Below are 23,816 nucleotides of genomic sequence, written 5' to 3'. Positions count from 1 at the left end.
TCACCATCCTGAGTTAACACTATCGTAATCTCCATTTTTTTAGTTTAGCGCGTCAAGATGAGTTATCACAACCTCATCATTTCTATCATCTCATCACAATCTCTAACTAACACATTTCATTATGAAACGTTACGCAACGATTTTTTGCGCATTGCTATTTTTACCGCTCGTTGTTTTTGGTCAGGGTGTTACCACGGCCGGAATGAACGGGACAGTTTTAGACGAGTCCGGGGAAAGTCTCCCGGGAGCCAATGTATTGGTCCTTCATGTTCCATCGGGAACGGAGTATGGGGCAGCCACTAACAACTCAGGTTCCTTTCATATCAGGAATATAAGGGTGGGTGGCCCTTATCGCATCCGGGTTACTTTTGTCGGTTATGAGCCCTACGTAGAAGAGGGCGTACAGCTTGCATTGGGAGAAACCTACAAATTCAAAGCCCAAATGAAGCCGGGTTCCACACAGCTTGGTGAAGTTGAAGTGGTGGCCGCCGGCGATGTCTTTAACCGGAACAAAACCGGTGTCGGGAAAAACGTCGGCACTGCAGACATTGAAGATGCCCCCACCGTTGGACGCTCACTGGCGGATTACTCGCGGCTGACCCCGCAAGCCTATGTGGTAAACAGTGACGATGACGGGGCCGCAATATCCATTGCCGGGCAGAACAACCGGTTCAACAGCATTTTCATTGACGGAGCTATTAATAACGATGTTTTCGGGCTTTCTGCCCAGGGAACGAATGGTGGACAAACCGGGGCATCGCCTATCAGTATGGACGCTATTGAGCAGTTCCAGATTAACCTCTCTCCCTTTGATGTCACCCAGGGTGGTTTTACAGGTGGGGCTATCAACGCCATTACCCGAAGTGGAACCAATAAGTATGAGGGATCAGTGTACTGGTTCAACCGGAATGAAAGCTTGGCCGGTGAAACCCCTATAGGGCTGGCCAATTTTAACGATATAAACAGAGAGCCTCTTCCTGAGTTTAAGAATAACCGGTTTGGATTCAGGGTCGGCGGGCCAATAATTGAAGATAAGCTCTTCTTTTTTGCAAATCTTGAGATGCTTCGGTCTCAATCTCCGCAGCCATTCCTGGGGATAAACAGCTATCAAGGGGATGCCGACATCAGTACGCTTGAAGAGATAAGCACAACATTGCAGGATGAGTTTTCATATAATGCCGGTACATTCCGTGATAAAAATTCGTCTCTGGACAGTGACAAAGCGCTCGTAAAACTCAACTGGAATATCAATCAGCAGCATAAGCTGATGTTCCGCCACAGTTATACCAAATCGGATAATATCGACCGCTATCAAAGTGGAACGGGGACAATCAATTACAGCAATAATAGTGAGGTTTTTCCAAATACCACCCATTCTTCAGCGCTTGAACTCACCAGTTCGTTCGGTAACGATATGGCCAACAAGTTGACTATTGGTTATACCGATGTTCTCGATGATCGGGATTATGATGGTGAAGCTTTTCCAACGGTAACCATATTCGACGGTGACGGGGAGATTTCGCTGGGAAACGAACCGTTTTCAACCTCTAATCTATTGGATCAAGAAATACTGACTATTACCAATGACTTTAACATCTTTGCCGGTGATCATACCATAACCATTGGAACCCACAATGAGTTTTATGATATGGCAAACCAGTTTATTCCCTTCAACAATGGATGGTATTTCTATTACAGTCCACAGGACTTCCTACAGTCCGTTCGTTCTGTTAATGATCCGAACATAGATCCTGCAGCTCCTGCCCTTTACCTGCGGGGTGTATCCCTGGTTGGTGGACAGAATGTTATTGGTGATGAGGCTAAGAACATCGGGGCTTTTAATGCCTATCAACTTGGTTTATACGTTCAGGATGAATGGCAGCTCAATGATCAGTTGCGATTGACAGGTGGTTTGAGGTTCGATGTACCCAAAATTACTACAGATCCACGATACGCCGATGATGTGTTCAGCACCACCATTCCCGAATTGCAAGCACTTGGCAAGGATCTAAAAGGAGCTCGTCCGGGAGAAACACCCGCTGCACAGCTTTATGTATCTCCCCGTTTTGGATTCAACTGGGATGCTTTTGGAGATGGCAATACGCAGCTTCGCGGAGGTGCTGGTGTCTTTCTTGGGCGTGTACCTTTTGTATGGCCGGGAGGAATGTTCCTCAACAACGGTGCCAATACCGGTACGATTGAAGCGGGAGATTTTGAGGACCAGACCACACTCTCAAATGGAAATACGATTCCATTCCGCCCGAATCCGACAGAGGGACTGACGTTGGAGGATTTCGGTCGCTCTGCTGACCAGGTTATACCTTCCGGTCGGTTAGAGATGTTTGCTGAGGATTTCAGGTACCCGACCGTTTTCAGAACCAGTTTGGGGGTTGACCAACGTCTTCCCTATGGCATCATCGGGTCCCTGGAGTTTCAGTACACAAAAACAATGAACAATATTGTCATTGAAAACGTGAACCTGAAGGCCCAGAATGACAGACTGGATGGACCGGATAATCGACCGTTTTACAACTATTCCGACCGATACGTTGACAGCCGGTATTCCAACATTCACGTTGTGAGCAATACCAGTAAGGGACACACGTACGATATTACCGCCCAGTTGCGTAAGAATTTCGGGAACGGTTTCAGAACCAATCTGTCGTATACCTACGGAGATGCTTACGTAATCAACGAAGGCACCTCTTCACAAATCAATTCACTGTGGCAATACCAGGAGCATGTGAACGGAGCAAATAACCTGGCGTTGTCACGTTCCGACTTTTCCCTGGGGCACCGGGTTACGGCCTCTCTTGTTTATCGCAAAGAGTTCCTGGATAACCTGGCTACAACGATATCATTATTCTTTGAAGGCAATTCAGGTCGCCCAACTTCCTTTGTCATCGACCAGAGTACAAACATGGTTAACGAGGGCGGCGATGACGCTTCCCTGATTTATATACCTGAAGATGCATCTAACCTGGCTTGGGAAGGTACACCGACTGAACAACAGGCACAGGCAGAAGCCTTCGATCAGTTTATTGAAAGCAGTGATTACCTGAGCAGTCGCCGCGGTCAGTATGCTGAGCGCAATGCTTCGCGTGCTCCTTTTGAATCAATCATTGATTTGAAAGTGGAGCAGGAGATCTTTGCTGACTTGATGAACCGAAGGCAAAAACTCGAGTTTACCCTTGACATCTTTAACTTTACCTCCCTGCTCGGAGATCTGGTCGATACAAGTTGGGGAAATAGGTATAGTATAGGGAATGGTGTTTATGAGCCGATTGAGTTTACCGGATTCAGAGATGAAGCCAACGGTGACTATACGCCGGTATACAGCTTGAACTACGGTTCAGACCAGATTCAAACCGTGGATGATATGTACAAAGCAAATATCCAGGACTTTGGTACATACAGCTCCCGCTGGTTGATGCAGTTTGGTGTGCGCTACACTTTCTAGCTATCATCTCATTACATTCCGATGGGTATCCCGGATGTTCGGGGTACCCATTTTTAGTTAGTATAAAATACGTGTTTCCCGGTTAGTCATCTTCACGGGCGATCCATAAGGATGGATGTACCAGGCAATCTGCGGAATCCGCGTTATCTGCGGGCCCTGTCGTTCTTCCACCGATTACGTAGATCTCGCAGAGACCGTATAGCGGCTCTAAATGCAACCGGTAAATACGTTAAAAATATTTTCCTTATGCAGACCAAGAAAATTATATATCAACTCATTGCTCTGCTGCTAATCTTGTTTACAAGTTGTAGCAAATCCAGCAACAACAGTACTGGTAAACTGCTATTGATCTCATTCGATGGATTCCGATATGACTACCTCTCCAAAACTGAGACGCCAAACTTTGATCGGTTTATTTCCATTGGTGTAATGGCGGAGAGCCTGATCCCGGTCGTCCCCACTAAAACGTTCCCGAATCATTACAGTATTGTTACGGGCCTGTATCCCGAAAACAGCGGACTTGTAGGCAATACGATGTATGACCCGGAATGGGATGAGTGGTATCGAATAAGTGATCGTGAGGCTGTTGCAAATGGCGACTGGTACCAGGGGGAACCGATCTGGAATACGGCCGAAAGGCAGGGTTTGACCACCGGCACCATGTTTTGGATAGGTTCGGAAGCGGAAATTAATGGAATGCGGCCCACCTACTGGAAGAAGTTTGACGCCGGCATGAATAATCGAGCACGGATTGATACGGTCGTTTCCTGGTTCGTCAAGCAGGAAAATCCCATCGACTTTGGCACGCTCTACTTCGGAATGGTTGATTCCCAGGGACACCAGCATGGCCCTGCATCAGATTCCCTGGTGGTCGCTGTACAGGAGGCCGACCAGCTGCTTGGATACCTGGTCCATAAACTACAGCAGAAACAGCTTTGGGATAAAATGAACGTGCTGATCGTCTCCGACCACGGCATGACCGAGCTTTCGGCCGACAAAATTATAACCCTGGATTCGCTTGTCAATATGGATGATATCCAGCGTTATATCCTGGAACCAGTCACCATGATACAGCCGGATTCAGGGAAAGTGGAGCAGGTGTACCAGCAGTTGAAGCGGTCGGAGCTGCATTACACGGTGTACAGAAAAGAGGAGCTACCCGAACGCTATCATCTGAAAAATCATAGCCGGGTGATGGATATCATTATGCTAGCTGATATCCCATATACTATTTTAAAGAGCGAACACAAAGAAAGCTTCATCAACAACCTGCCACAAGGCACCCACGGATATGACAATATTAATAAAGATATGCATGGCATTTTCGCGGCGCGTGGACCTTCGTTTACTGCAGGTAATACCGTTTCACCATTTGAATTAGTACACCTTTATGAGCTGATGGCCCACCTGCTGGAGTTAGAGCCGGCTCCCAATGAAGGCTCTCTGGACAGTATAAAAACGCTCTTGAAGTGAAGAATTGGTAAATGAACTTTGTGGCACCCATTGATTCTGGTTCCGCAAAGAGAAACTACCCAGCCACAAGAAAAGTGATAGCACGGTTTAGCAATCCAGACTCCTGGTAAAACAATTCCAGGAACCAGGTTTTTGAGGGGCTGGCAATTAGGAAGGTTACTTAATTATAATGGCAATACTTTTTTAACGATTCGGTTGCAGGCTGAATGTACGGCATGCCGTTATGGTTTCTGGCTTAACATTTCGTCGATCAGCACTTCTTGGGCTTGGCAGCACCGAGTCCAACAAAGAGTTTTGTGGCAAGAATGAGGAAAAGGAGTCCCAACGGCAGCAGCCACGCCCCGGTGAGATCATGAAGTGCTCCAAACAGGGTGGGACCGATGGCCGCAAGGGAATAGCCGATCGATTGCGACATTCCGGACAGCTCAGTGGCGGTTTCTGTGTCACTGGTGCGCAGAACGATAAAGAGCAGGGCCAGGCCAAAGCTGCCGCCCAGGGCGATGCCGATCAGGGAAACCCACAACGGCACCCAGAACGTTGTGGGGAGCAATAACCCAATAAGACTTATTAACTCCAGGATAACGACAATCCAGACCGCCAGGCGTTGATCAGGCATCTTTTCGGCCCAGGTTGGTAAAGTTAGTGAACCGACAAGGCCCATACCCTGGGAAAGAGAGAGCATCCAGCCCGCATATGATGGGTCCAGGCCACGGTCCACCAGGATTTCCGGGAGCCAGGCAAGGATAACGTAAAAAGAAAATGACTGGAGTCCCATAAACAGCGCCACCTGCCAGGCCAGTTTTGATCCCCCCAGGTCCTGCATCGCTTTCAGGAAGCTGCGGTTATGTCTTGGGAGAGTCGTATTCCTTGTTTGAGGCAACCATAAAAGTAGTGCCAACGTTGAAAATGCCGCCCATGCTCCCAGTGACCACCGCCATCCAAAGCCAGCTTCAACAGCCAGCGGCACACTGATGCCGGCCGCAATGGCGGCGCCCAGCCCCATCGCACTGGAATAGAAACTGGTCATCAGCCCGGTTTTATGGGGGAAGTCGCGTTTCACCAGGCTGGGCAAGAGTACATTACCAAATGCAATGGCGGTACCCAGCAGCAGTGTGCCCCCGAAAAGAGTGAGGTCAGTAGGAATTACACGAAGTAAAATTCCACCTGTAAGAAGTACCATCGCGCCCGCCAGAGTCTCTTCTATGCCAAACCGCTTGGTAAAAAGGGGTGTAAGCGTGGACAGGGTTGCAAAAGCCAGCAGGGGCAGGGTTGTCAAAAGGCCCAGGAGGGTGTTGGAGAGTCCTGTACTATCACGTATGGCACCGATCAGTGGGCCGACTCCAGCCAGGGCAGGACGTAAATTGAGACCGATAAGCAGAATGCCGGCAATAAGGAGGGACTGCTGTAATGGGGATCGTTTGATGGTTTTTTTCATCCAGGTGATAATTTCGTATTGCCTGTAGCGCCTGTGAAGATACAAAGGAAGTGATTGAAACACGAAAGCAAATCACCACTTTGACAACCAAAAGTTAGAGGCTAATTCGTTATCTTTTACCGAAGAAAACCAAGGCAGCTATGAAGCGATTATACATAGACATGGATGGGACGCTGGTCGATTTTGAAGCCGGCATCCCGTCTGTTACGAAAGAACAAAAGCAGCAGTTTGGAGAAGAATATGACGATATACCGGGATATTTTGATGATCTTCCGCCGGTGGACGGGGCTATAGAGGCATATCACAAATTAGCAGCAGCATTTGATACCTACATTCTGTCTACTGCACCGTGGAATAATGAAACGGCGTGGGCGGCAAAAAATCTTTGGGTGCGGCAGCACCTTTCCGAGGTAGCTAGAAAGCGTCTTATTTTGAGCCATCACAAGCACCTGGTCAGGGGAGATTTTTTAATTGACGATCGTTTGGCCCACGGCGTAGATAAGTTTGAGGGAGAACATATTCATTTTGGATCAAAACGATTCCCCGACTGGCCGTCCGTATTGGAGTACCTGCTTTGAAGAACAGCTGGTATCATCAATAGTGCTCCAGCTAATTTGTGCCAATGATTTCGGAATCCCGGAGCTTGTCTCGCGCAAAGGAATAACCAATATTCTTCATCGATATGTGGTGTTCATTTTTTTAGTGAAAAAAATCCGCCGGGAGTCGGACTAAAGAACTTCCACCAAAAAATCACCGCCTGATGAAATTTTTGTTGCGTTTCATACTCCCGAAGATTTTCGGGAAAAACCATTTAACTCAATCCGCTGAGCCGCGCGGATCCCAGACAGAAATTGTTTCTTAACACTTCGGTTTCGGGCACTTTGCTCAACAAAAATTTCGAAGGGCGGAAAGCAAAGTTAGGATTAGTATCAACAATTCAACACCTCAACAGTTTAACATCTGCTAGAGGACTCAGAATATAAACATACCCTGGACCTTACAACTTTGGACTTTTCGACCCTGGACCTTCCACCCTTCCACCTTCCGACCTTGGACTTTCTGACCTTTGAGACCCCTTTGATCAACAGCTCAACATTTCAACAGTCCAACGAGACAACATTTACACCAATCGACGAAATTTTTTGAGCAAACTACTTACCTGTTAAAAATCTTCGAGAGAAAGCGGTCGAATGTATCGGTTTACGAAGCTCCGTTTCCACCAGTTGTCGGTTTCTTTGTACTCTTTTTGGGAGGTGAATCGATACCGGAAGAGTCTGGCACGGATATATTTGGGTGGCTCGTTTTTAAACGGAACCTTCTTCAGTAGCTTTTCAGCCGATCTGTTACCATTCAACAGTTTGTGGATGAGTGTAAGCAGCCAGCGGTTTTGACGGGGAGAAGACATTGCTGCAAACCACATCTGCCAGTCTAGCCGAAGGTGGTACGGTGAGATCTGGGGAGGACGTTTGGCGGGATCCCCAGGTTTGCCTTTGAACTCATATTCCTTCCACTCAGTTTCATCAGTTAGCTGGTTTTCATCAGTACCTTCCAGGATAATCTCATAGCGTTTTTTGGTGACAGATCCGAAGGCACCGTAGGTATTGACCAGGTGCAACGGGTTAAAGCTGAAATTCATCATCTGCCCGGGGGAGAGCATGTTTTTTACCGGTTGATAGCTCATGATCAGAACAGCAATACCGAGGATAAGCAATACCGGGTAGTAGAGGGCTGGTAAAGAAGCAACAACAGGTGGGGTAACTCCAATTACATTTTGAATAACACCGTCGCTAAAGCCACTGAAAGCAAGAGATAAGGTCAGCCAGTTGAGCCAGGAATAGTTCCCACTGATGATAAGGTATCCCTGTGAGAGGATGATCAATGCAGCAGCAATGGATGCGGCCGGCTGGGGAAAGAAGAGTCCCCAGACAATTACCAGTTGTATCGTGTGATTAAAGAAGGTCTCCATTTTGTGAATCGGCTCGGGGAGCAGGTGAAAGTAGCGGCTTAACGGGTTGGGCAGTGGCTGGGTTTGGTGATGATAGCTCAGGCAGGTCAGATCGCGCCAGCACTGATCGCCCCGCATCTTGATAAGTCCGGCTCCAAATTCTACGCGAAACAGCATCCAGCGAATGAGCCAGATAACCAGCACAGGCGCCGCCATATGTGCCGGTCCCAGGAAAATGGCAAAGAAGCCAACCTCGAGCAGCATTGATTCCCAGCCGAAACCATAAAAAGTTTGTCCTACGTTGACAATGGACAGGTATAGTGCCCAAAGCAAAAGCCATATCAGCATGGAAATCCAGAGCGGTCCCCATTCTGAGAGACCGGACAGTGCCACCAGTGAAAGTAGGATGCCGATCCACGCCACGGTTCTAAGCAGCTTGTCGGAGTATCTCCAGTGGAAAATGCTGGGAGCCCTCTTGAAGGAAGCGCGTTCCAGGTACAGATCGATCGGCAGCAGACCATTTTTACCACACAGCGCCGGGAACTGGTTCAGGGCGTTGACGAAGGAGAGCAGATAGATAAAGGCCAAAGCGCGTTGTAGCAGAAATCGACTGAACCAGTATTCTCCATTGTATAACTGACCCAGAAAATCCATAACAGGAATAGATTTCTGTTTCTGTCAGGGCGATGCTCTCAAGCTGTAAAGAGCGTGTTAGTCGTACTGGAGTTCAGGAGCTACAAAACGAACCCATGCGCTATTCTCTTCATAATCATCAACAACATCCGCTGTATCTTTGTTTTTGAAGGTGGTCATCAGCTGTTCCACCTTGTCTTCCAGCGTTCTGAGGCTGTTGTTAATCAGGTTGCGGTTGAACCCATACTCTTCTAGCCGAAGGGTAAATTCCATAGAGATGACCCGGCTGAGGATACGTCCCATATCCACCATCTTATGCTGTACCATCTGGGAGTCAACGTTGAAGTTGAACAGTCCGTTGAAGCGGTCGGCAACATTAGAGGTCAGCTCATACTTTTTAAGAAAATCGAACATATTATTGAGCTTCAGGCGCCGCATTTTTTTCAGCACGGACTCAGCAATCTGTTGATAGAGAATATCATTTGAACCCTCAAAAATTTGGAAGGGACGACTATCGATCAGGGAGCGTCCGGCAATATGGTCGAGCCGGTATCCCTTGGCGCCCATCAGTTGCAACAGCGACTGTGAAGCCTCCTGCATCAGGTCGGTCGTCACAGTTTTAATGGTGTTGGCCTGCACATCCATTGTAGAGGCATCGCGTTTCAACGGCACTTTGGTACTTGTGTGGGTACACATGGCGGAGCAAACGGTGAATGCCATCTGTAGGCGGGCGATACGTCGTTTTACCTGGTCGTATTCGTAAAGATTTTTCCCACCTACCAACCGCGATTTGCAATGTTTGTGTGCCTCATCCAACAGGCGTTTCAGAAAGCCCATCCCCATGCCCGGGAACTGAAGCCGGCTTCGGTGCAGCACATCCAGCATCATCTTGATACCGGTGGAACGGGGCTTCAATTTAAATTCTTCAGGTACCGTGATATCGATTTTATTCCGTCCGTATGGAAGCATGTAGAGACCAAGGTTGTTGTAATATTCCTCTACTTCGATGCCGCCGTTTCGACTGTCATGCACAAAAAATCCAATATCTCTGCCAAGGCCACTGCCGTTTTGTTTATCCATACGGGCGGTGATCAGCCAGTAGTCAGCCTGTCCGGTTAATCCGGCCCAGTGTTTGGTTCCCGTAATGCTGTAGTTGGAGCTGTTGTCGTCTTTGATATAGCTGGTTTCCATCCGGAGGGCATCAGAACCGTAATCAGGCTCCGTAATCATTAATCCGCCCATACTTTGATCTTCCAAAAAGCGGGTGAAAATATCCTGTTTTATCTCCTCACTGCCATAGTTGGCAAGCGGCTGCAGAAAAAGAGCGCCATTTATTCCCATCATAAGGGAAAGGGCAAGAGATTCGTAGGAGCTGGCTTCCAGCATCGACAGGGCCTCATGCGTTTTGCAGCCCCGGCCGCCGTATTCCGAGGGAATAAAAGTGGAGAGCGGTTTGCAATCCATAACCTGCCTAAGGATATCGGAAGGGATGCCCCTTTTCAGGCTTAGCTCATTAATGTTATCCTCGGTTCTGAAAACAGTTTTCAACCTGTTTCGATATGTTTCTATAAACTCTGAAAAATCCATTCTAGTAAATCAATATTTGGAAAGGTAACCCGTACTTATTGAAGTTGCTTTGTTCTGAAGCCGTATAAATAAAACTTAAGTTTATCTTTAAAATATAATGAATGAGGTATCTAAGTGAAAGTACCTTAGTACCTGTGACCGGCTTTTAAATCACAAAACCAATTAACCTGATATCCCCAGCAATTTTACTACCAGGTTTATTACTAAATATAACGAAAGGTATTGAGATAAAGTATTATTGGTGTAAATGAAACCTGCACCAACTGATGATGGAGGGCTGTTAACAGATTTCCCCGGTTCGAGGATCTATGTAACAGCTGTCACTGGTTACCATTCGTTGTTCACGCAGTTCCTGTTCAAGTTCCTTCAAAAATTGATTGATCTGGTTTTCACCGGTAATTTTTGTTTCGTTTTCCTGTAGATATGGCAAATTTTCACCACTCCCATCCGAATAGCGCCGAACCTGGTGGGCCACTACCATTTCTACCAGGCGCTCTTCAATGTGATCGGCAAATTTGTGGTCTTGTTCAGGTCTGTGTAGGAAAATCATAAATTAATTTAATCAATGTATTTTATCCTGAACATTCAGGCTTCTTCTTTTTCAATCGGCAGCCCGGCCTCATTCCAGGCGCGGAAACCGCCCTTTAATAATTTGACGTTTCTGTAGCCCATTCTTTTGAGGTTATCTGCTGCAAGAGCCGATCGGTACCCGTCCTCGCAGTACAGTACCAGTTCTTCATCCTGGTTAGGCATTTCATCCTCAATATCGCGTTCAATGACACCCTTACCAAGATGAATCGCGTTGACAATCCGGGAACTGTCCCACTCATCATGTTCCCGTACATCAATCAATGTGAATTCCTCCCCATCAATCTTTTCCTGCACTTCTACCGGTGTAATCTCTTCCACGCGGTTAAGAGCATCTTTAACCAGGGTGACAAACCGTTCGGAGTGTGTTTTTCCCATGGGAACTACAACTATCTTTATTCAAACTCAAAGAATCGATGCAGACCAAAGCTAGTTTCGGAACGTATTTTTCTCAATTAGCTCTTCGGCGCTTTTAAGTGCTGCATCTGTGATATCTTCGCCACTCATCAGGCTGGCCACTTCCTGCACGTGCTGCTTATTTGATAATGGATTTATTCTGGAAACCGTTCGTCCATCTTTTTCCATTTTTTCCACTTTATAGTGATGATGGGCCTGGCTGGCGATCTGAGGCTGGTGCGTGATGGCAATAATCTGGCACGACTCGGAAAGGCGGCGCATACTGCGGCCCACCTTCTCCGATATCTGTCCACTGATGCCGTTGTCGATCTCATCGAAAATCATTACCGGCAGGCTCTGCTCCTTGGCCAATATCGATTTCAGGGCCAGCATCACCCGGCTGATTTCCCCACCCGAGGCGATCTTGGCCAGTGGCTTGGGCTCTTCTCCCTTGTTGGTAGAAATATAGAGGCTGACCTCGTCACAGCCATGTTCGGTGCATTCCACCGCTCGGCCCTCAATCTCGATCCACCCGTTCTCGTAGAACAGCCAATCCACGCGAACACGGAATTGGCCGTTGGGTATACCCATTTTTGTTAGCTCGTCAACGATGTCGGAACTTAGCTTTTCCCCGATGTCCTTGCGCTTGTTATGCAGCTTCTTAGCCTGTTCTGCCAGTTCCTGGGCTTTCATAGAGATCTTTTTTTCCAGCTTTTCGATCTCCAGGTCAAAATTTTCGGCCAGGCTCAATTCCTTGCGTATTTCGTGGTGATACTCAATGAGATCCGGAATGCCGCGGTTATACTTTTTGCGCAATCGGTTCAGTTCAGAGAGCCTGTTTCGCAACTCTTCCAGCCGCTGGGGATTAAATTCAATACCCGCACGGTAGCGCTCGGTAAAGTTGATCATCTCCTGGATACTGATTCGGGCGGTGGAAACCTCTGCAAGATAGGATTCAAATTCTTCTTCGATCCGGGCCATATCCTCGAGATGCAGCTTTATCTGGTTCAACAGTTCCATCACGTTGATATCGTCACCACTGCCCATCTCCACGATGGCTGCAGCTTTTTGATCGAGATCTTCCGCATTATCCAGCAGTTTCAGTTCGGCTTCCAGCTCATCCTCTTCGTTGGGATCAAGATCAGCATCTTCCAGCTCCTGGTTCTGAAAGCGGTAGAGCTCCAGCTTTTCCTGTAGCTCATCTTCTCGTTTGCGCAGTTTTTTGAGCTCACGCTTCAGTTCACCCATCTCATTGTATGAGTTCTGGTATGCTTTCTTTAAAGGCGCGATCTCTTCAAAGCCATCGATAACCCCCCGGTGATTCTCCTCTTTCAGCAGAAGCTGGTGATCGTGCTGACCGTGCAGGTCCACCAGGTAATTGCCCACTTCCCGAAGCACCGTGATGGTGACAGGGGTATCGTTGATGAACGCCCGGCTGCCGGACTCCCTGATTTCGCGGCGCAGAATCAGGTCTTGGGCATAATCGACGGAATTGTCCTGAAGTATTGAACGTATTGCAGGCATTTCTCCGATGTGAATGATGCCTTCGGTAATCGCTTTGTCAGCACCTTGCCGCAGTAGCTCAGTATCGGCCCGTTCTCCCAGAATCATGTTCAGCGCCCCCACTACGATCGACTTACCGGCCCCGGTTTGCCCGGTTAGGATATTCAGCCCTTTGCCAAACTCGACCTCCAGTTCGTCAATGAGGGCAAAATCTTTGATATATAGTGATTTGATCATGGCAATGGGTTTAAATTTTAGAACAGCTCAATGTAACAAGTGAACGCTAAAAAATCTTACCGATACGAAATATTAACGCTGTGTTAACTGCGTTATGTGGATTAGATCGATATCAAGGGTCAAAGTTCATTGGAACTTTGCCAAAGCGACGTTGATACAAATAGCTACAGGTTTCAGCCTCCACAAGTGTTTTCTGTTGTGTCAGTAAAAATAAAAAGGCTCCCAGCCAAGGGAAAAGCCGGAAGCCTTTTGGGACTCTATTGGGGAATAGTGTATTTTATTCAAAAGGAATAAACGCTGTATGTCAGGTCTCCCTTAATGAAAAGTCACTCTATTGATACCTTTCGGAGCAAATCCTTACAAAAAAATTTAAATTATTTTTTTAGGTTATATGTGGAAGTGGTAAATAATCTCTATCACCATGTATACCATGGAGTTACAATGATCATAAAGTGGTAGAAAAACAGGGAATTTTGGTGTTTTTAATATCAAAAAAGAGTTATGACAGTGGAAAAAATTGAGTTTTCTGAGCATAAGTTCGAGGTGCCGGGCGATTTTTCCGAAGGTACAAGACTCGATAAATACCTGGCTACTCAGCTTGATGATACCTCCAGGACCAAAGTTCAGGAGGCGATTGAAGGGGGACATATTACCGTTAACGGGAAGGTCGAGAAGTCTTCATATAATGTGGAACCGGGTGACGTTATTGATGTTAAGTTGCCGAATCCGCCGGAGCCGGAGGCTATTCCTCAAAAAATGCCTCTTGAAATCGTATATGAAGATGACGATCTGCTGATCGTTAACAAACGGGCGGGCACAGTAGTACATCCGGCAAAGGGAAATTGGACCGGTACGCTGGTCAATGGTTTGCTGTGGCATGTGGACAGCCTTTCCGGGCAGGATCAGGATACGCTGCGCCCGGGTATTGTGCACCGCCTGGACAAAGAGACCAGTGGCCTGTTGGTGGTAGCCAAGAATAACCGCACGCACGAGATACTGAGCGAGTATTTTAAAAACAAAGATATTCAGCGAACCTATTGGGCCATCATATGGGGAACCCCGGAAGAAGAATCCGGGACCATTACCGGAAATATTGGTCGTGACCCCCACCACCGCAAGCGGATGGCTGTGCTGCCGGAAGGCCAGGGCAAAGAGGCAGTTACACATTACAAGGTGCTGGAGTATTTTGATCACCTATCACTGGTGGAAGTTACGCTTGAGACAGGCCGCACTCACCAGATTCGGGTCCACTTCGCCCACAATAATCACTGGGTTTTTGGTGATCGTCAATATGGGGGCGATTCTGTCCGCTACGGATCCAATACCGGAACGCGTCGGCAGATGTTCAACAACCTGTTTGCGAATCTGAAGCGACAGTGCCTGCATGCGAAAACGCTTGGTTTTGAGCACCCTACCACTGGTGAGCATGTGACATTCGACTCAGAACTGCCCGGCGATTGCCAGCAGGTGTTGGCTACGCTACGCGCAAACTGCAAGCCAAAGCCGTTGTATTAAGTTGCGTGCGGGCTTCGCTTTTTTATATTTATGGCAGTGAGTGGAAACTTAAAGGGGTTGAACGAGCAATAATAATTTTTCCCAAAAACATCTTGCCTGCCTTGTAAATGGTACTTATCTTTGCAAGCTCTTTTTGTAGGATTTTGAATGTTTGGGTACACAACGCGGACATTCAAAATAGAATTTTATGCGCACGTAGCTCAACTGGATAGAGCACCTGATTACGGATCAGGAGGTTGGGGGTTCGAATCCTCCCGTGCGTACTTTTAAATAAAACACTGCAAGACAGTAACTTACGGCATTAAAGGTATCTGTTTTTAAACCAAAAATTGGAATGATAAACCAAATTTGGGTAACATTTGGGTAACGGAGTACCATGTCGCCCTTAAAAATTATCGAACTTTACAATCAAATATGGGAAGGTTTTTGTTCTAAAAAGACATGTATTACAGTGTAGGTATAGGTATCAAAATATTTAAAAACCTTTTAAGAGTATATCATCAAAGCCTGTCACGCAGGAGGTCGTGAGTTCGAATATCGTCCGGATCGCCACCACATAACCCCTTGACTCACAATGAGTTAAGGGGTTTTTTATTTGGTTAAAATCCGACTAATTTTTCACTTCCGAATTGGCTGGGGACAACAAAATTGTTTATTCGCTCGAAATATTTTTGTGAAATCCCCTGAAATTCTGTGCGTGGAATTACATTTGGATGGGCTACATCTGATTGAGTTATCTATTAGTAAAAGGCAAAATGTCTATAAATGATTTGGTGGGTAAAGGAGTGATTACAGATGCGATACCCTGAACTGTTAGTTCCGAAGCCAAACTGATATATGGCTTTCTGATTCATAGAGGTTGATTTTGAGATTTCATGTTACATCATATGTAATAACTAATAGGAAAGCTGTGAAAGCTATTCATTTTGAGGGTCCCTGTTTTGTGAAACTCTTTCAATACTAATTTTCCTGTCGGTATTCACTTGGTGAAGAGCCGACATGCTCCTTAAACATGCGGCTAAAATGCTGCGGATAGCTGAATCCCAACTCATATGCAATCTGGCTGATCGATTTGTTCGGTTCAAAAATTCGTTCCTTGGCAATGTTGATCAATTTAAGCTGAATGTGTTCCTGTGCTGACTTCCCTGTTTCTTTTTTGATCAAATCACCAAAATAGTTGGCAGACAAATTACATTCTTCGGCAAAATAAGCAACCGAAGGCAATCCGTTAGTTTGTGGTTTATCGGATACAAAATAGTCGTTCAACAGTTCTTCAAATTGTTCTAAAATTCCCCTGTTAGCGTTTTCTCTTGTAATGAACTGCCGATCATAAAACCGTTCGCAATAATTCAAAAACAGTTCAATATTGGAGGCAATGAGTTTCTTGCTGTGCTTGTCGATGGACTGCTTTAACTCAAACTCTATTTTTGAAAAGCAATCCAATACGATCTGACGTTCCCGTTCTGAAAGGTGCAGGGCTTCATTCGTATCATAGCTGAAAAAACTGTACTCAGTCTGTATTCTTGCCAGTGATGTGCCATGTATTAAATCCGGGTGGAATACCAAACCATGCCCCATGGGTTGATACGGCTCCGTTTTGTCCTGAACATCAATAACCTGTCCGGGCGAAATGAAGACCAGGGTTCCCTCCTGGTAATCGTAGTAATGTCGGCCGTACTTCAAATTTCCGCACGCTATATCTTTCAGAATAATGCAATAAAGCCCAAAATACATTTTTTTGCCGGTGCGCATTTCCGCTTTGGAGAAATCGATCACACTGACCAAGGGGTGCAATGTATCATGGTTATTGAAATCATTGTATTCACTGACAGTATCAAATCGGTAAAGTTGTGACATATCTGCTTTCATTTTTTGCCAATGTAACTATTTCCAGTTCGCTATAACAGCTCATTGAGGTCTGATCCGTAATATTGGTAAGGATTACCGTAATCTGTATAACAAGAAGCAGGCGCCAATTATTTATGTTCTTCTCTATAATAATTACAAATCATACATAATCATCAACATGAAAGCATTAATCAGTTTAAAAACATTACTCACAGGGCTGTTTTTAATCACTAGTGGCATGCCATCTTATGCCCAACATTCTGACGTGGAACAGGAAATTGCGAATCTCTCCCAACAGAAATGGCAGTGGATGGCAGACAAGAATGTGGAAGAGCTTGCTTCCCTTTTCCACGATGATTCACGATTTGTGCACATGAGTGGAACCTGGGGGAAGGAACGGGAGCTCGAAATCATTGAATCCGGAAGTATTTGGTACAAAAATGCGGATGTTCACGATGTTGTGGTAGAGGTTTTTGACGACACCGTCATCCTTTGGAACCGCATTACGCTGGTGGCCGTGGTTCGCGGCAATGAGGTGTCAAATGAGTTTACGGTTACAGAAGTCTATCAAAACCAGGATGGTGACTGGAAACAGTTAGACTTGACCTTTAGCAGCGTTCGGGACACCCATAGCATCGAACAATAGTGGAATTTAAACCGCTTACGCCATATTAAGGCTTACCCCTGGAAATGAAGAATAACGTTCAGTTATAAACTCATATATGATTATGGAAAAAATAGAACCTGGAAAGAATGACCGAAAAGAGATGACAAATATTTTGAACAGGTACAAGGTAATAATCTCCCTTGTTACTGCGGTAATGACGATTGCCCTTTTAAGCAGCCCTTTATTCGTACAAGCGCAGGATACGGGGTCTTATCCTGTCGGGAATCCCCTTGGTCTGACGTATGACGGTGATTTTAACCCGATCTCATCCAATGTAAGCGTGTACGGAGCCATCAATAATGCCGAGAGCTGTATATACGACGCTGATAGAAAACTCATCATCGTTCCAAGCCGTGGGGTCTCGCAGCGTGTGCAGGTCAACGACGCATGGGTGTCGCTGATTAATTCTGACGGTTCGGTGCATACCACAAAATGGATTGGTGTTCAGAACCCCGGTCAGCGCAGCGAATTGTCCCCGCCACTGGTTTTGAATGATCCGCTCGGAAGCGAGATAGCAGATGGGGTTCTCTACTTTGCCGATCGCGATGGCGGTACGAGTCAAGATGATCCAACGGTAGCCGTGATACGCCGGTTCGACTTGGAAACGGGGGCGCCGTTGGAGGATATCCGGCTCGAAGATTCTCCCTGGATAAATGACATTGCCGTTGCAAAGGACGGGACCATTTATACCACGCAAACCGGTGACCTGGGACAAAATCCCGATCCGCAGTCCTGGAAAGTATGGAAAGTTTCTCCTCAAGGGGATATATCGGAATTTGCTGTTGGTGAACCGATTAACATTCCAAACGGCATCGCATTAGATTCGGACGGAAATATTGTCGTAGTCAATTTTGGCAATCCTGAAGTACTCACCTTTTCACCGGAGGGAGAACTGCTGAAAACAGAGAAAGCCGTGCAGGCGGGAGGGGATGGAATCGAAATCATGCCTGACGGAACCAAATATGTAAGCAGTGTGAGACAGGGTGGAATTACCCGGATCAGTCCAAATGGATCTGCGGAGCTTATCGCTGAAAATATTCCAAGCGCGGCCTCCATCTGTTATGATTCGGATGCCAACCAGCTTGTTGTGCCGATGACCTCACAGAGTACGCTTGGGTTTGTTCCGCTGGACTAATGTCCTGAATCCCTCCAAGAGTTTTGAATCTTTGAAGAGGTATGACTTATATGGGACGATTTTTAAATCAAGTGCTATTTATTACAAAAAACCGAAACACTATGGATATTAAAACAAGCTTTTCTGATTCTCCCACTGGGTCTGCTTACCTGTTTCCTATTCTGTCTATCCTGACCCTACTATTGTTTACCGGGTGCGGCGGCTCTTCGTCTCAAAATGAGACAATCGAAGCAAACCCGGAAATCGTATGCGCCTCTGATAACGGAGGTATCACGCTGCCGGATGGATTTTGTGCGAGCCTTGTCGTGGACAGCCTGGGCCGCGCGCGGCACATCGCCGTGGCGTCCAATGGCGACATTTATGTAAAGACGCGCAGCGAAGAGGGTGGCATCGCCGCATTGCGCGACACCACTGGTGATTTCAAGGCTGACGTTATCGAACATTTCAGTGATATGACCCCGATGGGCAGTGGCATCCTGTGGGAGACGGGGATGGCGATCCATGACGGCTATCTCTGGGCCTCGAATACCGAGGCGGTCTATCGCTGGCCGATGCCCGAAGGTGGCGCGCTTGTACCTGAAGGTGATCCGGAGATCGTTGTCAGCGGCTTCCCAGAGCAGCGGTCGCACGACTCAAAGTCCATTACTTTCGACGACAACGGATTCCTCTACGTAAATGTAGGTTCCCCTTCAAATGCTTGCCAAGAGAGTCCGCGTACGCCCGGATCTCCGGGACTTGATCCCTGTCCCCAACTGGAGCGGCACGCCGGCATCTGGCGCTTTCGGGCTGACTCCCTGGGACAGACGCAGCAGGGTGGTACCCACTACGCTACGGGTATTCGCAACGTGGTAGGGCTCGACTGGAACACCGAAGCCGGTGCCCTCTTCGTGATGCAGCATGGTCGTGACCAGCTCAGAACGCTCTGGCCTGACCTCTATACCCAGGAGGAGAGCGCCGAACTGCCCGCTGAAGAGATGTTGCGTCTTTCTGAGGGCGCTGACGCGGGTTGGCCGTATTGCTATTACGACAGGCAGCAAGAAAAGAAAGTGCTTGCTCCTGAATACGGCGGCGAGGGCCAGGAAGTCGGGCGCTGCTCGGAGTTCCTCGATCCGGTGGCTGCCTTTCCGGGCCATTGGGCACCCAACGGTCTCCTGTTCTATACAGGCGAACATTTTCCTGAACGCTACCGGGGCGGTGCCTTCGTGGCCTTCCATGGCTCCTGGAATCGCGCGCCACAGCCGCAACAGGGTTACAAGGTCACGTTTACTCTCTTTGAAGATGGCAGGCCGGTAGGTGATTACGAGACGTTCGCCGATGGCTTTGCCGGTGTCGATCCCATTCCCACCCGAAGTGATGCGGAATACCGCCCGATAGGCCTGGCAATGGGACCGAACGGTGAGCTCTATATCTCTGACTCCCAAAAGGGGCGTATCTGGCGAGTGGTTTACACCGGAAATAGTGAATAAAAAAAGAAGGCTTACCAATCATGAAACCTAAAGGTTCATGCATACTGCTACTGGTAGCATTCTTTGGATTGGTTTCGTGCTCATCAAAAGCACAAGAACAAGATGCAGCCTTGACCGAGCTTGATCAAGAGGAAGTGCTAATCGTGTACCTGTCCCGTACCGGAAATACCCAGGCGGTAGCAGATATTATCCAAAAGGAAGTGGGCGGCGACATGGTCGAGCTCAAGCTGGAAACGCCGTATCCCGAAGATTACGATAAAATCGTGGCCCAGGTGGCTCGGGAAAATGAGACGGGCTATATGCCTCCTCTGGAGACGGAGATTGAGAATATCGGAGAGTACAATACGGTATTTGTTGGCTTCCCCACCTGGGATATGCAGCTGCCACCGCCGATGAAGAGCTTTTTGAATAAATACGATCTGAGCGGCAAAACGGTGATTCCCTTTAATACCAATGGAGGATATGGCTTGGGAAATAGCATCCAGCAGGTGGAAGATCTATGCCCTGATTCCAACATTCTGCGAGCGTTTTCCATCAAAGGAGGGCTGGAACGAGATGGCATTTACCTTGCGATCAAAGGAGAACGAAGAGAAGAAGCCCACGAAGAAGTAGTCAGCTGGCTGCAACGCATTGGAATGTTGTAAGAGCGAAAATGAAGGTTGGAAATTATTGAGTTTAGAAGAATCAACGCAATTTAAATAAAGATACTGGTATGCAAACACGAATACTTGGAAATAGCGATTTGGAAGTTTCTGCCGTAGGACTCGGTTGCATGGGGATGAGCTATGGTTACGGTCCGGCCCCGGATAAGCAGGAAATGATTAATCTTATCCGCAGGGCTTTCGACGAAGGAGTCACTTTTTTTGATACCGCCGAGGTGTACGGGCCCTTTGCCAATGAAGAACTGGTGGGTGAAGCGCTGGCGCCTATTCGCGACCAGGTAACCATTGCTACAAAGTTCGGCATTAAAATGGAAGATGGGAATCAAACGCTGGATAGCCATCCCGAACAAATTCGCCGGTCCGTAGATGGGTCCCTGCGGCGCCTGAATACCGACGTTATTGACCTGTATTATCAGCACCGTGTGGATCCCGATGTACCCATCGAAGATGTGGCTGGAACGGTGAGGGAATTGATAGAGGAAGGAAAAGTTAAGCACTTTGGCATGTCGGAAGCCGGTGTGAAGAGCATTCGAAAAGCACACGCTGTACAGCCGGTTACTGCAATTCAAAGCGAATATTCCATGTGGTGGCGAAAGCCGGAAAAACAGCTATTGCCCACACTTGAAGAGCTGGGTATTGGGTTCGTCCCTTTTAGTCCATTGGGGAAGGGATTTCTAACTGGAGAAATTGATGAGGATACAACCTTTTCTGATGATGATTTCCGAAATATTGTACCGCGATTTAACAAGGAAAATCGCAAGGCGAATCAACAATTGGTCGAGCTGCTCGGCGACATTGCGGATGATCATGGTGCAACCCGTGCCCAGACCGCCATTGCCTGGGTACTTGCGCAAAAGCCGTGGATTGTTCCCATTCCCGGTACAACCAAACTGAGGCATCTAAAAAGCAATATTGCAGCTGCCGAAATCGAACTGACCTCTGATGATCTTACTGATATTGAAGGTGCCCTGTCAAAAATAGAAGTGAAAGGTGCGCGATATCCAAAGGAGCTGGAAGAACGCGCAGGAAATTAAAATCACGAACCAATCAAAAGGTCTATCACTATGAAAAAGGAAAATGAATTATCCAATTCAGAAACGAATAAAACAACCCGTCGTGATTTCTTGGCCAAGGTTGCTGCTATTGCAGGAACCGGATTGACACTTTCATCCCTGCCATGGACTAATTCAAATGCTCAAGCGACAGGTAAATCGACATCTGGCAAGGTTAATGTCAGCGGTGAAACGCGCATGTTGGGGGATCTTGAAGTCTCACCTATTGGTTTGGGATGTATGAGTATGAAATCAGGTTCCTACAACCCGCCCCGCGACAATAAAGAGATGATTCCAGTCATACGGGGAGCTGTAGAACGAGGTGTTACGTTTTTTGACACCGCAGAGGTGTATGGTCCGCTTACTGATGAAGAGCTCGTAGGTGAGGCGCTCAAGCCCGTGCGTGATCAAGTCGCAATTGCGACCAAGTTTGGGTTTGACGTCAGCGAAGATGGCGACTGGTCGATCAACGGTCGGAACAGTAAACCCGCTCACATTCGCAAAACGGTGGACGAAATGCTTAAACAGCTTCAAACCGACTATATCGATCTGCTTTATTGTCATCGAATTGATCCGGAAGTCCCGATCGAAGATATGGCAGGGGCGGTCGGAGATCTCATTGATGAGGGCAAAGTTCGCCACTTTGGTCTTTCAGAGGCAGCTCCGGATACTGTACGGCGAGCACATTCCGTTCAGCCCATTGCGGCACTCCAGACGCAATATTCGCTCTTGGAACGCTTTCCTGAAAATAAGGTTCTGGATACCTGCGAAGAGCTTGGAATTGGTTTCGTGCCGTGGGGACCTGTTGGCCGTGGTTTTTTCGCGGATAAGTTTAATGAATACAGCCGGTTTTCTGAAAATTCCAGGCATAATTCTGTCGGTTCATTTTTACCCGAAAACCTGGAGCAAAACATGGCACTTCTGAATCTGGTTCGGGAATGGGGTGTGCGTAAAAATGCCACTCCCATACAGGTTGCTCTCTCATGGTTACTGGCACAGAAGCCGTTCATAGTGCCTATTCCGGGTACGACCAAGCTCCATCATCTGGAAGAAAATCTTGGGGCACTTGAAATAGAATTTTCCGCCGATGAGCTGAAAGAGTTTCGAGAGGATTTCGAAGAAATTGAACTGGCCGGTGTGCGATCATTCGAATCGGCCGTGACTGATCAATGATTTTGAGTTTAAATCTATTCAACTACAGATTTAAACTAATTCAGATGTAATTAAAAAGATAACGAAGGAAGAAGAAATGTTATGAAGAATGTAGTGCTAAATAATGGCGTAGAAATGCCAATCATGGGATATGGCGTCTATCAAATCCCAGATCATAATGAATGCAAGCGATATGTGCTTGATGCGATCGATGTAGGTTATCGCTCCATCGATACGGCAGCGGCCTATCAAAACGAAGAAGCGGTTGGTGCGGCGATCAAAGAAACCGGGGTAGCCAGAGAAGAGATCTTTCTCACCTCCAAGCTCTGGATTTCGCATGTCGGGTATGAAGCAACCAAAAAGGCCGTAGAAGAATCCCTGAACAAACTGCAAACAGATTATCTGGTCTGTACTTAATTCACCAGCCGTTTGGAGATGTACATGGTTCATGGCGTGCAATGGAAGAGTTGTATCACGATGGAACCCTGAAAGCGATCGGTGTGAGCAATTTTCACCCTGACCGCGTGATGGATCTGATCGTCAACAATGAGGTGGTTCCGGCCGTAAATCAAATTGAAACCCATCCATTTTATCAACGGCAAGAAGATCAAGAGTTTTTAGAAGAAAACGGTGTTCAACATGAATCCTGGGCTCCATTTGCTGAGGGTAAGAACAACACGTTCAGCAATGAGCTATTGGTCTCCATCGGTGAGAAATATAACAAATCCGCCGCCCAGGTGGTCTTAAGATGGCTTATTCAGCGAGGTGTTGTAGTAATTCCAAAAACCGTCCATAAGGAAAGAATGAAGGAGAATATTGAAGTATTCGACTTTGAACTTTCGGATGAAGATATGGAATCGATCCAATCACTGGATACCGGTAAGAGCCAGTTTTTCAGCCACCGCGACCCGGAAGTCATCAAGTGGTTTGCAAGCCGGTTGGAAGAGGATTGATACCCCAAAAAATCGCACGAATTCCTTCTGATTTAATCCAGTGAAATATGGTAAAGATAATGTGGATGTTGTTTTCGGTCCTTTTATTACTCCAAACGAATAATGACCC

17 protein-coding genes, 1 tRNA gene and 1 pseudogene are annotated in these 23,816 nt (G+C 47.1%); 12 read left to right on the top strand and 7 right to left on the bottom strand.

What is annotated here, in order from left to right:
* Positions 1-121: 121 nt before the first annotated feature.
* Positions 122-3,460 (top strand): TonB-dependent receptor domain-containing protein, encoded by a 3,339-nt coding sequence (locus tag NC796_RS16180; RefSeq protein ID WP_310685860.1) that lies wholly within the window; start codon positions 122-124, stop codon positions 3,458-3,460.
* A gap of 246 nt (positions 3,461-3,706) precedes the next feature.
* A complete protein-coding gene (locus NC796_RS16175; RefSeq protein WP_310685859.1) occupies positions 3,707-4,933 on the top strand; it encodes an ectonucleotide pyrophosphatase/phosphodiesterase in 1,227 nt (408 codons plus the stop codon).
* A gap of 250 nt (positions 4,934-5,183) precedes the next feature.
* On the opposite strand, the gene NC796_RS16170 is transcribed toward NC796_RS16175, so the two are convergent.
* Positions 5,184-6,368, bottom strand: a complete 1,185-nt coding sequence (locus NC796_RS16170; RefSeq protein WP_310685857.1) for an MFS transporter — start codon at positions 6,366-6,368, stop codon at positions 5,184-5,186.
* Positions 6,369-6,508: 140 nt separating this feature from the next.
* On the opposite strand from NC796_RS16170, the gene NC796_RS16165 reads away from it, so the two are divergent.
* Positions 6,509-6,946 (top strand): 5' nucleotidase, NT5C type, encoded by a 438-nt coding sequence (locus NC796_RS16165; RefSeq protein ID WP_310685856.1) that lies wholly within the window; start codon positions 6,509-6,511, stop codon positions 6,944-6,946.
* Positions 6,947-7,530: 584 nt separating this feature from the next.
* On the opposite strand, the gene NC796_RS16160 is transcribed toward NC796_RS16165, so the two are convergent.
* The 5 genes from NC796_RS16160 to recN form a co-directional block, all read right to left on the bottom strand.
* A complete protein-coding gene (locus NC796_RS16160) occupies positions 7,531-8,967 on the bottom strand; it encodes a lipase maturation factor family protein (RefSeq protein WP_310685854.1) in 1,437 nt (478 codons plus the stop codon).
* A gap of 57 nt (positions 8,968-9,024) precedes the next feature.
* Positions 9,025-10,533, bottom strand: coding sequence for an acyl-CoA dehydrogenase family protein (locus NC796_RS16155; RefSeq protein ID WP_310685853.1), 1,509 nt, complete (start codon positions 10,531-10,533; stop codon positions 9,025-9,027).
* A gap of 280 nt (positions 10,534-10,813) precedes the next feature.
* Positions 10,814-11,083 carry a hypothetical protein gene (locus NC796_RS16150; protein WP_310685852.1) on the bottom strand — a complete coding sequence of 90 codons (270 nt, stop codon included), beginning with the start codon at positions 11,081-11,083 and terminating at the stop codon, positions 10,814-10,816.
* A 35-nt stretch (positions 11,084-11,118) separates the two neighbouring features.
* A complete protein-coding gene (locus NC796_RS16145) occupies positions 11,119-11,499 on the bottom strand; it encodes a rhodanese-like domain-containing protein (protein WP_310685851.1) in 381 nt (126 codons plus the stop codon).
* Between the two features lie 51 nt (positions 11,500-11,550).
* Complete coding sequence (gene recN, locus NC796_RS16140; RefSeq protein ID WP_310685850.1) at positions 11,551-13,257, bottom strand: DNA repair protein RecN; 1,707 nt, start codon at positions 13,255-13,257, stop codon at positions 11,551-11,553.
* A gap of 501 nt (positions 13,258-13,758) precedes the next feature.
* On the opposite strand from recN, the gene NC796_RS16135 reads away from it, so the two are divergent.
* Positions 13,759-14,772, top strand: a complete 1,014-nt coding sequence (locus NC796_RS16135; RefSeq protein ID WP_310685848.1) for an RluA family pseudouridine synthase — start codon at positions 13,759-13,761, stop codon at positions 14,770-14,772.
* A gap of 189 nt (positions 14,773-14,961) precedes the next feature.
* A tRNA-Arg gene (locus NC796_RS16130) sits at positions 14,962-15,035 on the top strand.
* 697 nt (positions 15,036-15,732) lie between these two features.
* Here the strand turns inward: NC796_RS16130 and NC796_RS16125 are convergent.
* Positions 15,733-16,629, bottom strand: coding sequence for a helix-turn-helix transcriptional regulator (locus NC796_RS16125; RefSeq protein ID WP_310685846.1), 897 nt, complete (start codon positions 16,627-16,629; stop codon positions 15,733-15,735).
* A 229-nt stretch (positions 16,630-16,858) separates the two neighbouring features.
* Here NC796_RS16125 and NC796_RS16120 point away from each other — a divergent pair, with 229 nt between their 5' ends.
* From NC796_RS16120 to NC796_RS26855, 7 genes and pseudogenes are all read left to right on the top strand, one after another.
* Positions 16,859-17,266 carry a nuclear transport factor 2 family protein gene (locus tag NC796_RS16120; protein WP_310685845.1) on the top strand — a complete coding sequence of 136 codons (408 nt, stop codon included), beginning with the start codon at positions 16,859-16,861 and terminating at the stop codon, positions 17,264-17,266.
* Positions 17,267-17,348: 82 nt separating this feature from the next.
* A complete protein-coding gene (locus NC796_RS16115) occupies positions 17,349-18,422 on the top strand; it encodes an SMP-30/gluconolactonase/LRE family protein (protein WP_310685844.1) in 1,074 nt (357 codons plus the stop codon).
* A gap of 101 nt (positions 18,423-18,523) precedes the next feature.
* Positions 18,524-19,888: a PQQ-dependent sugar dehydrogenase gene (locus NC796_RS16110; RefSeq protein ID WP_310685843.1), complete on the top strand. Its 1,365-nt coding sequence runs from the start codon at positions 18,524-18,526 to the stop codon at positions 19,886-19,888.
* 20 nt (positions 19,889-19,908) lie between these two features.
* Positions 19,909-20,532: a flavodoxin gene (locus NC796_RS16105; protein WP_310685842.1), complete on the top strand. Its 624-nt coding sequence runs from the start codon at positions 19,909-19,911 to the stop codon at positions 20,530-20,532.
* A 68-nt stretch (positions 20,533-20,600) separates the two neighbouring features.
* Positions 20,601-21,584 carry an aldo/keto reductase gene (locus tag NC796_RS16100; RefSeq protein WP_310685841.1) on the top strand — a complete coding sequence of 328 codons (984 nt, stop codon included), beginning with the start codon at positions 20,601-20,603 and terminating at the stop codon, positions 21,582-21,584.
* A gap of 30 nt (positions 21,585-21,614) precedes the next feature.
* Positions 21,615-22,775, top strand: coding sequence for an aldo/keto reductase (locus NC796_RS16095; RefSeq protein WP_310685840.1), 1,161 nt, complete (start codon positions 21,615-21,617; stop codon positions 22,773-22,775).
* A gap of 81 nt (positions 22,776-22,856) precedes the next feature.
* A pseudogene (locus NC796_RS26855) lies at positions 22,857-23,707 on the top strand (aldo/keto reductase).
* Positions 23,708-23,816 lie beyond the last annotated feature (109 nt).

Origin of the sequence: Aliifodinibius sp. S!AR15-10 (assembly GCF_031569985.1) — a bacterium.
Taxonomy (GTDB): Bacteria; Bacteroidota; Rhodothermia; order Balneolales; family Balneolaceae; genus JAMQKA01.
The sequence above is the reverse complement of the archived record's forward strand: the minus strand, read 5'-3'. Positions and strand labels throughout refer to the sequence as shown.

Bases quoted from the DNA above. Each gene is read 5' to 3' on its own strand.
- NC796_RS16180 (WP_310685860.1), top strand. From the start codon at position 122: ATGAAACGTTACGCAACGATTTTTTGCGCATTGCTATTTTTACCGCTC.
- NC796_RS16175 (WP_310685859.1), top strand. From the start codon at position 3,707: ATGCAGACCAAGAAAATTATATATCAACTCATTGCTCTGCTGCTAATC.
- NC796_RS16170 (WP_310685857.1), bottom strand. From the start codon at position 6,368: ATGAAAAAAACCATCAAACGATCCCCATTACAGCAGTCCCTCCTTATT.
- NC796_RS16165 (WP_310685856.1), top strand. From the start codon at position 6,509: ATGAAGCGATTATACATAGACATGGATGGGACGCTGGTCGATTTTGAA.
- NC796_RS16160 (WP_310685854.1), bottom strand. From the start codon at position 8,967: ATGGATTTTCTGGGTCAGTTATACAATGGAGAATACTGGTTCAGTCGA.
- NC796_RS16155 (WP_310685853.1), bottom strand. From the start codon at position 10,533: ATGGATTTTTCAGAGTTTATAGAAACATATCGAAACAGGTTGAAAACT.
- NC796_RS16150 (WP_310685852.1), bottom strand. From the start codon at position 11,083: ATGATTTTCCTACACAGACCTGAACAAGACCACAAATTTGCCGATCAC.
- NC796_RS16145 (WP_310685851.1), bottom strand. From the start codon at position 11,499: ATGGGAAAAACACACTCCGAACGGTTTGTCACCCTGGTTAAAGATGCT.
- recN (WP_310685850.1), bottom strand. From the start codon at position 13,257: ATGATCAAATCACTATATATCAAAGATTTTGCCCTCATTGACGAACTG.
- NC796_RS16135 (WP_310685848.1), top strand. From the start codon at position 13,759: ATGACAGTGGAAAAAATTGAGTTTTCTGAGCATAAGTTCGAGGTGCCG.
- NC796_RS16125 (WP_310685846.1), bottom strand. From the start codon at position 16,629: ATGTCACAACTTTACCGATTTGATACTGTCAGTGAATACAATGATTTC.
- NC796_RS16120 (WP_310685845.1), top strand. From the start codon at position 16,859: ATGCCATCTTATGCCCAACATTCTGACGTGGAACAGGAAATTGCGAAT.
- NC796_RS16115 (WP_310685844.1), top strand. From the start codon at position 17,349: ATGGAAAAAATAGAACCTGGAAAGAATGACCGAAAAGAGATGACAAAT.
- NC796_RS16110 (WP_310685843.1), top strand. From the start codon at position 18,524: ATGGATATTAAAACAAGCTTTTCTGATTCTCCCACTGGGTCTGCTTAC.
- NC796_RS16105 (WP_310685842.1), top strand. From the start codon at position 19,909: ATGAAACCTAAAGGTTCATGCATACTGCTACTGGTAGCATTCTTTGGA.
- NC796_RS16100 (WP_310685841.1), top strand. From the start codon at position 20,601: ATGCAAACACGAATACTTGGAAATAGCGATTTGGAAGTTTCTGCCGTA.
- NC796_RS16095 (WP_310685840.1), top strand. From the start codon at position 21,615: ATGAAAAAGGAAAATGAATTATCCAATTCAGAAACGAATAAAACAACC.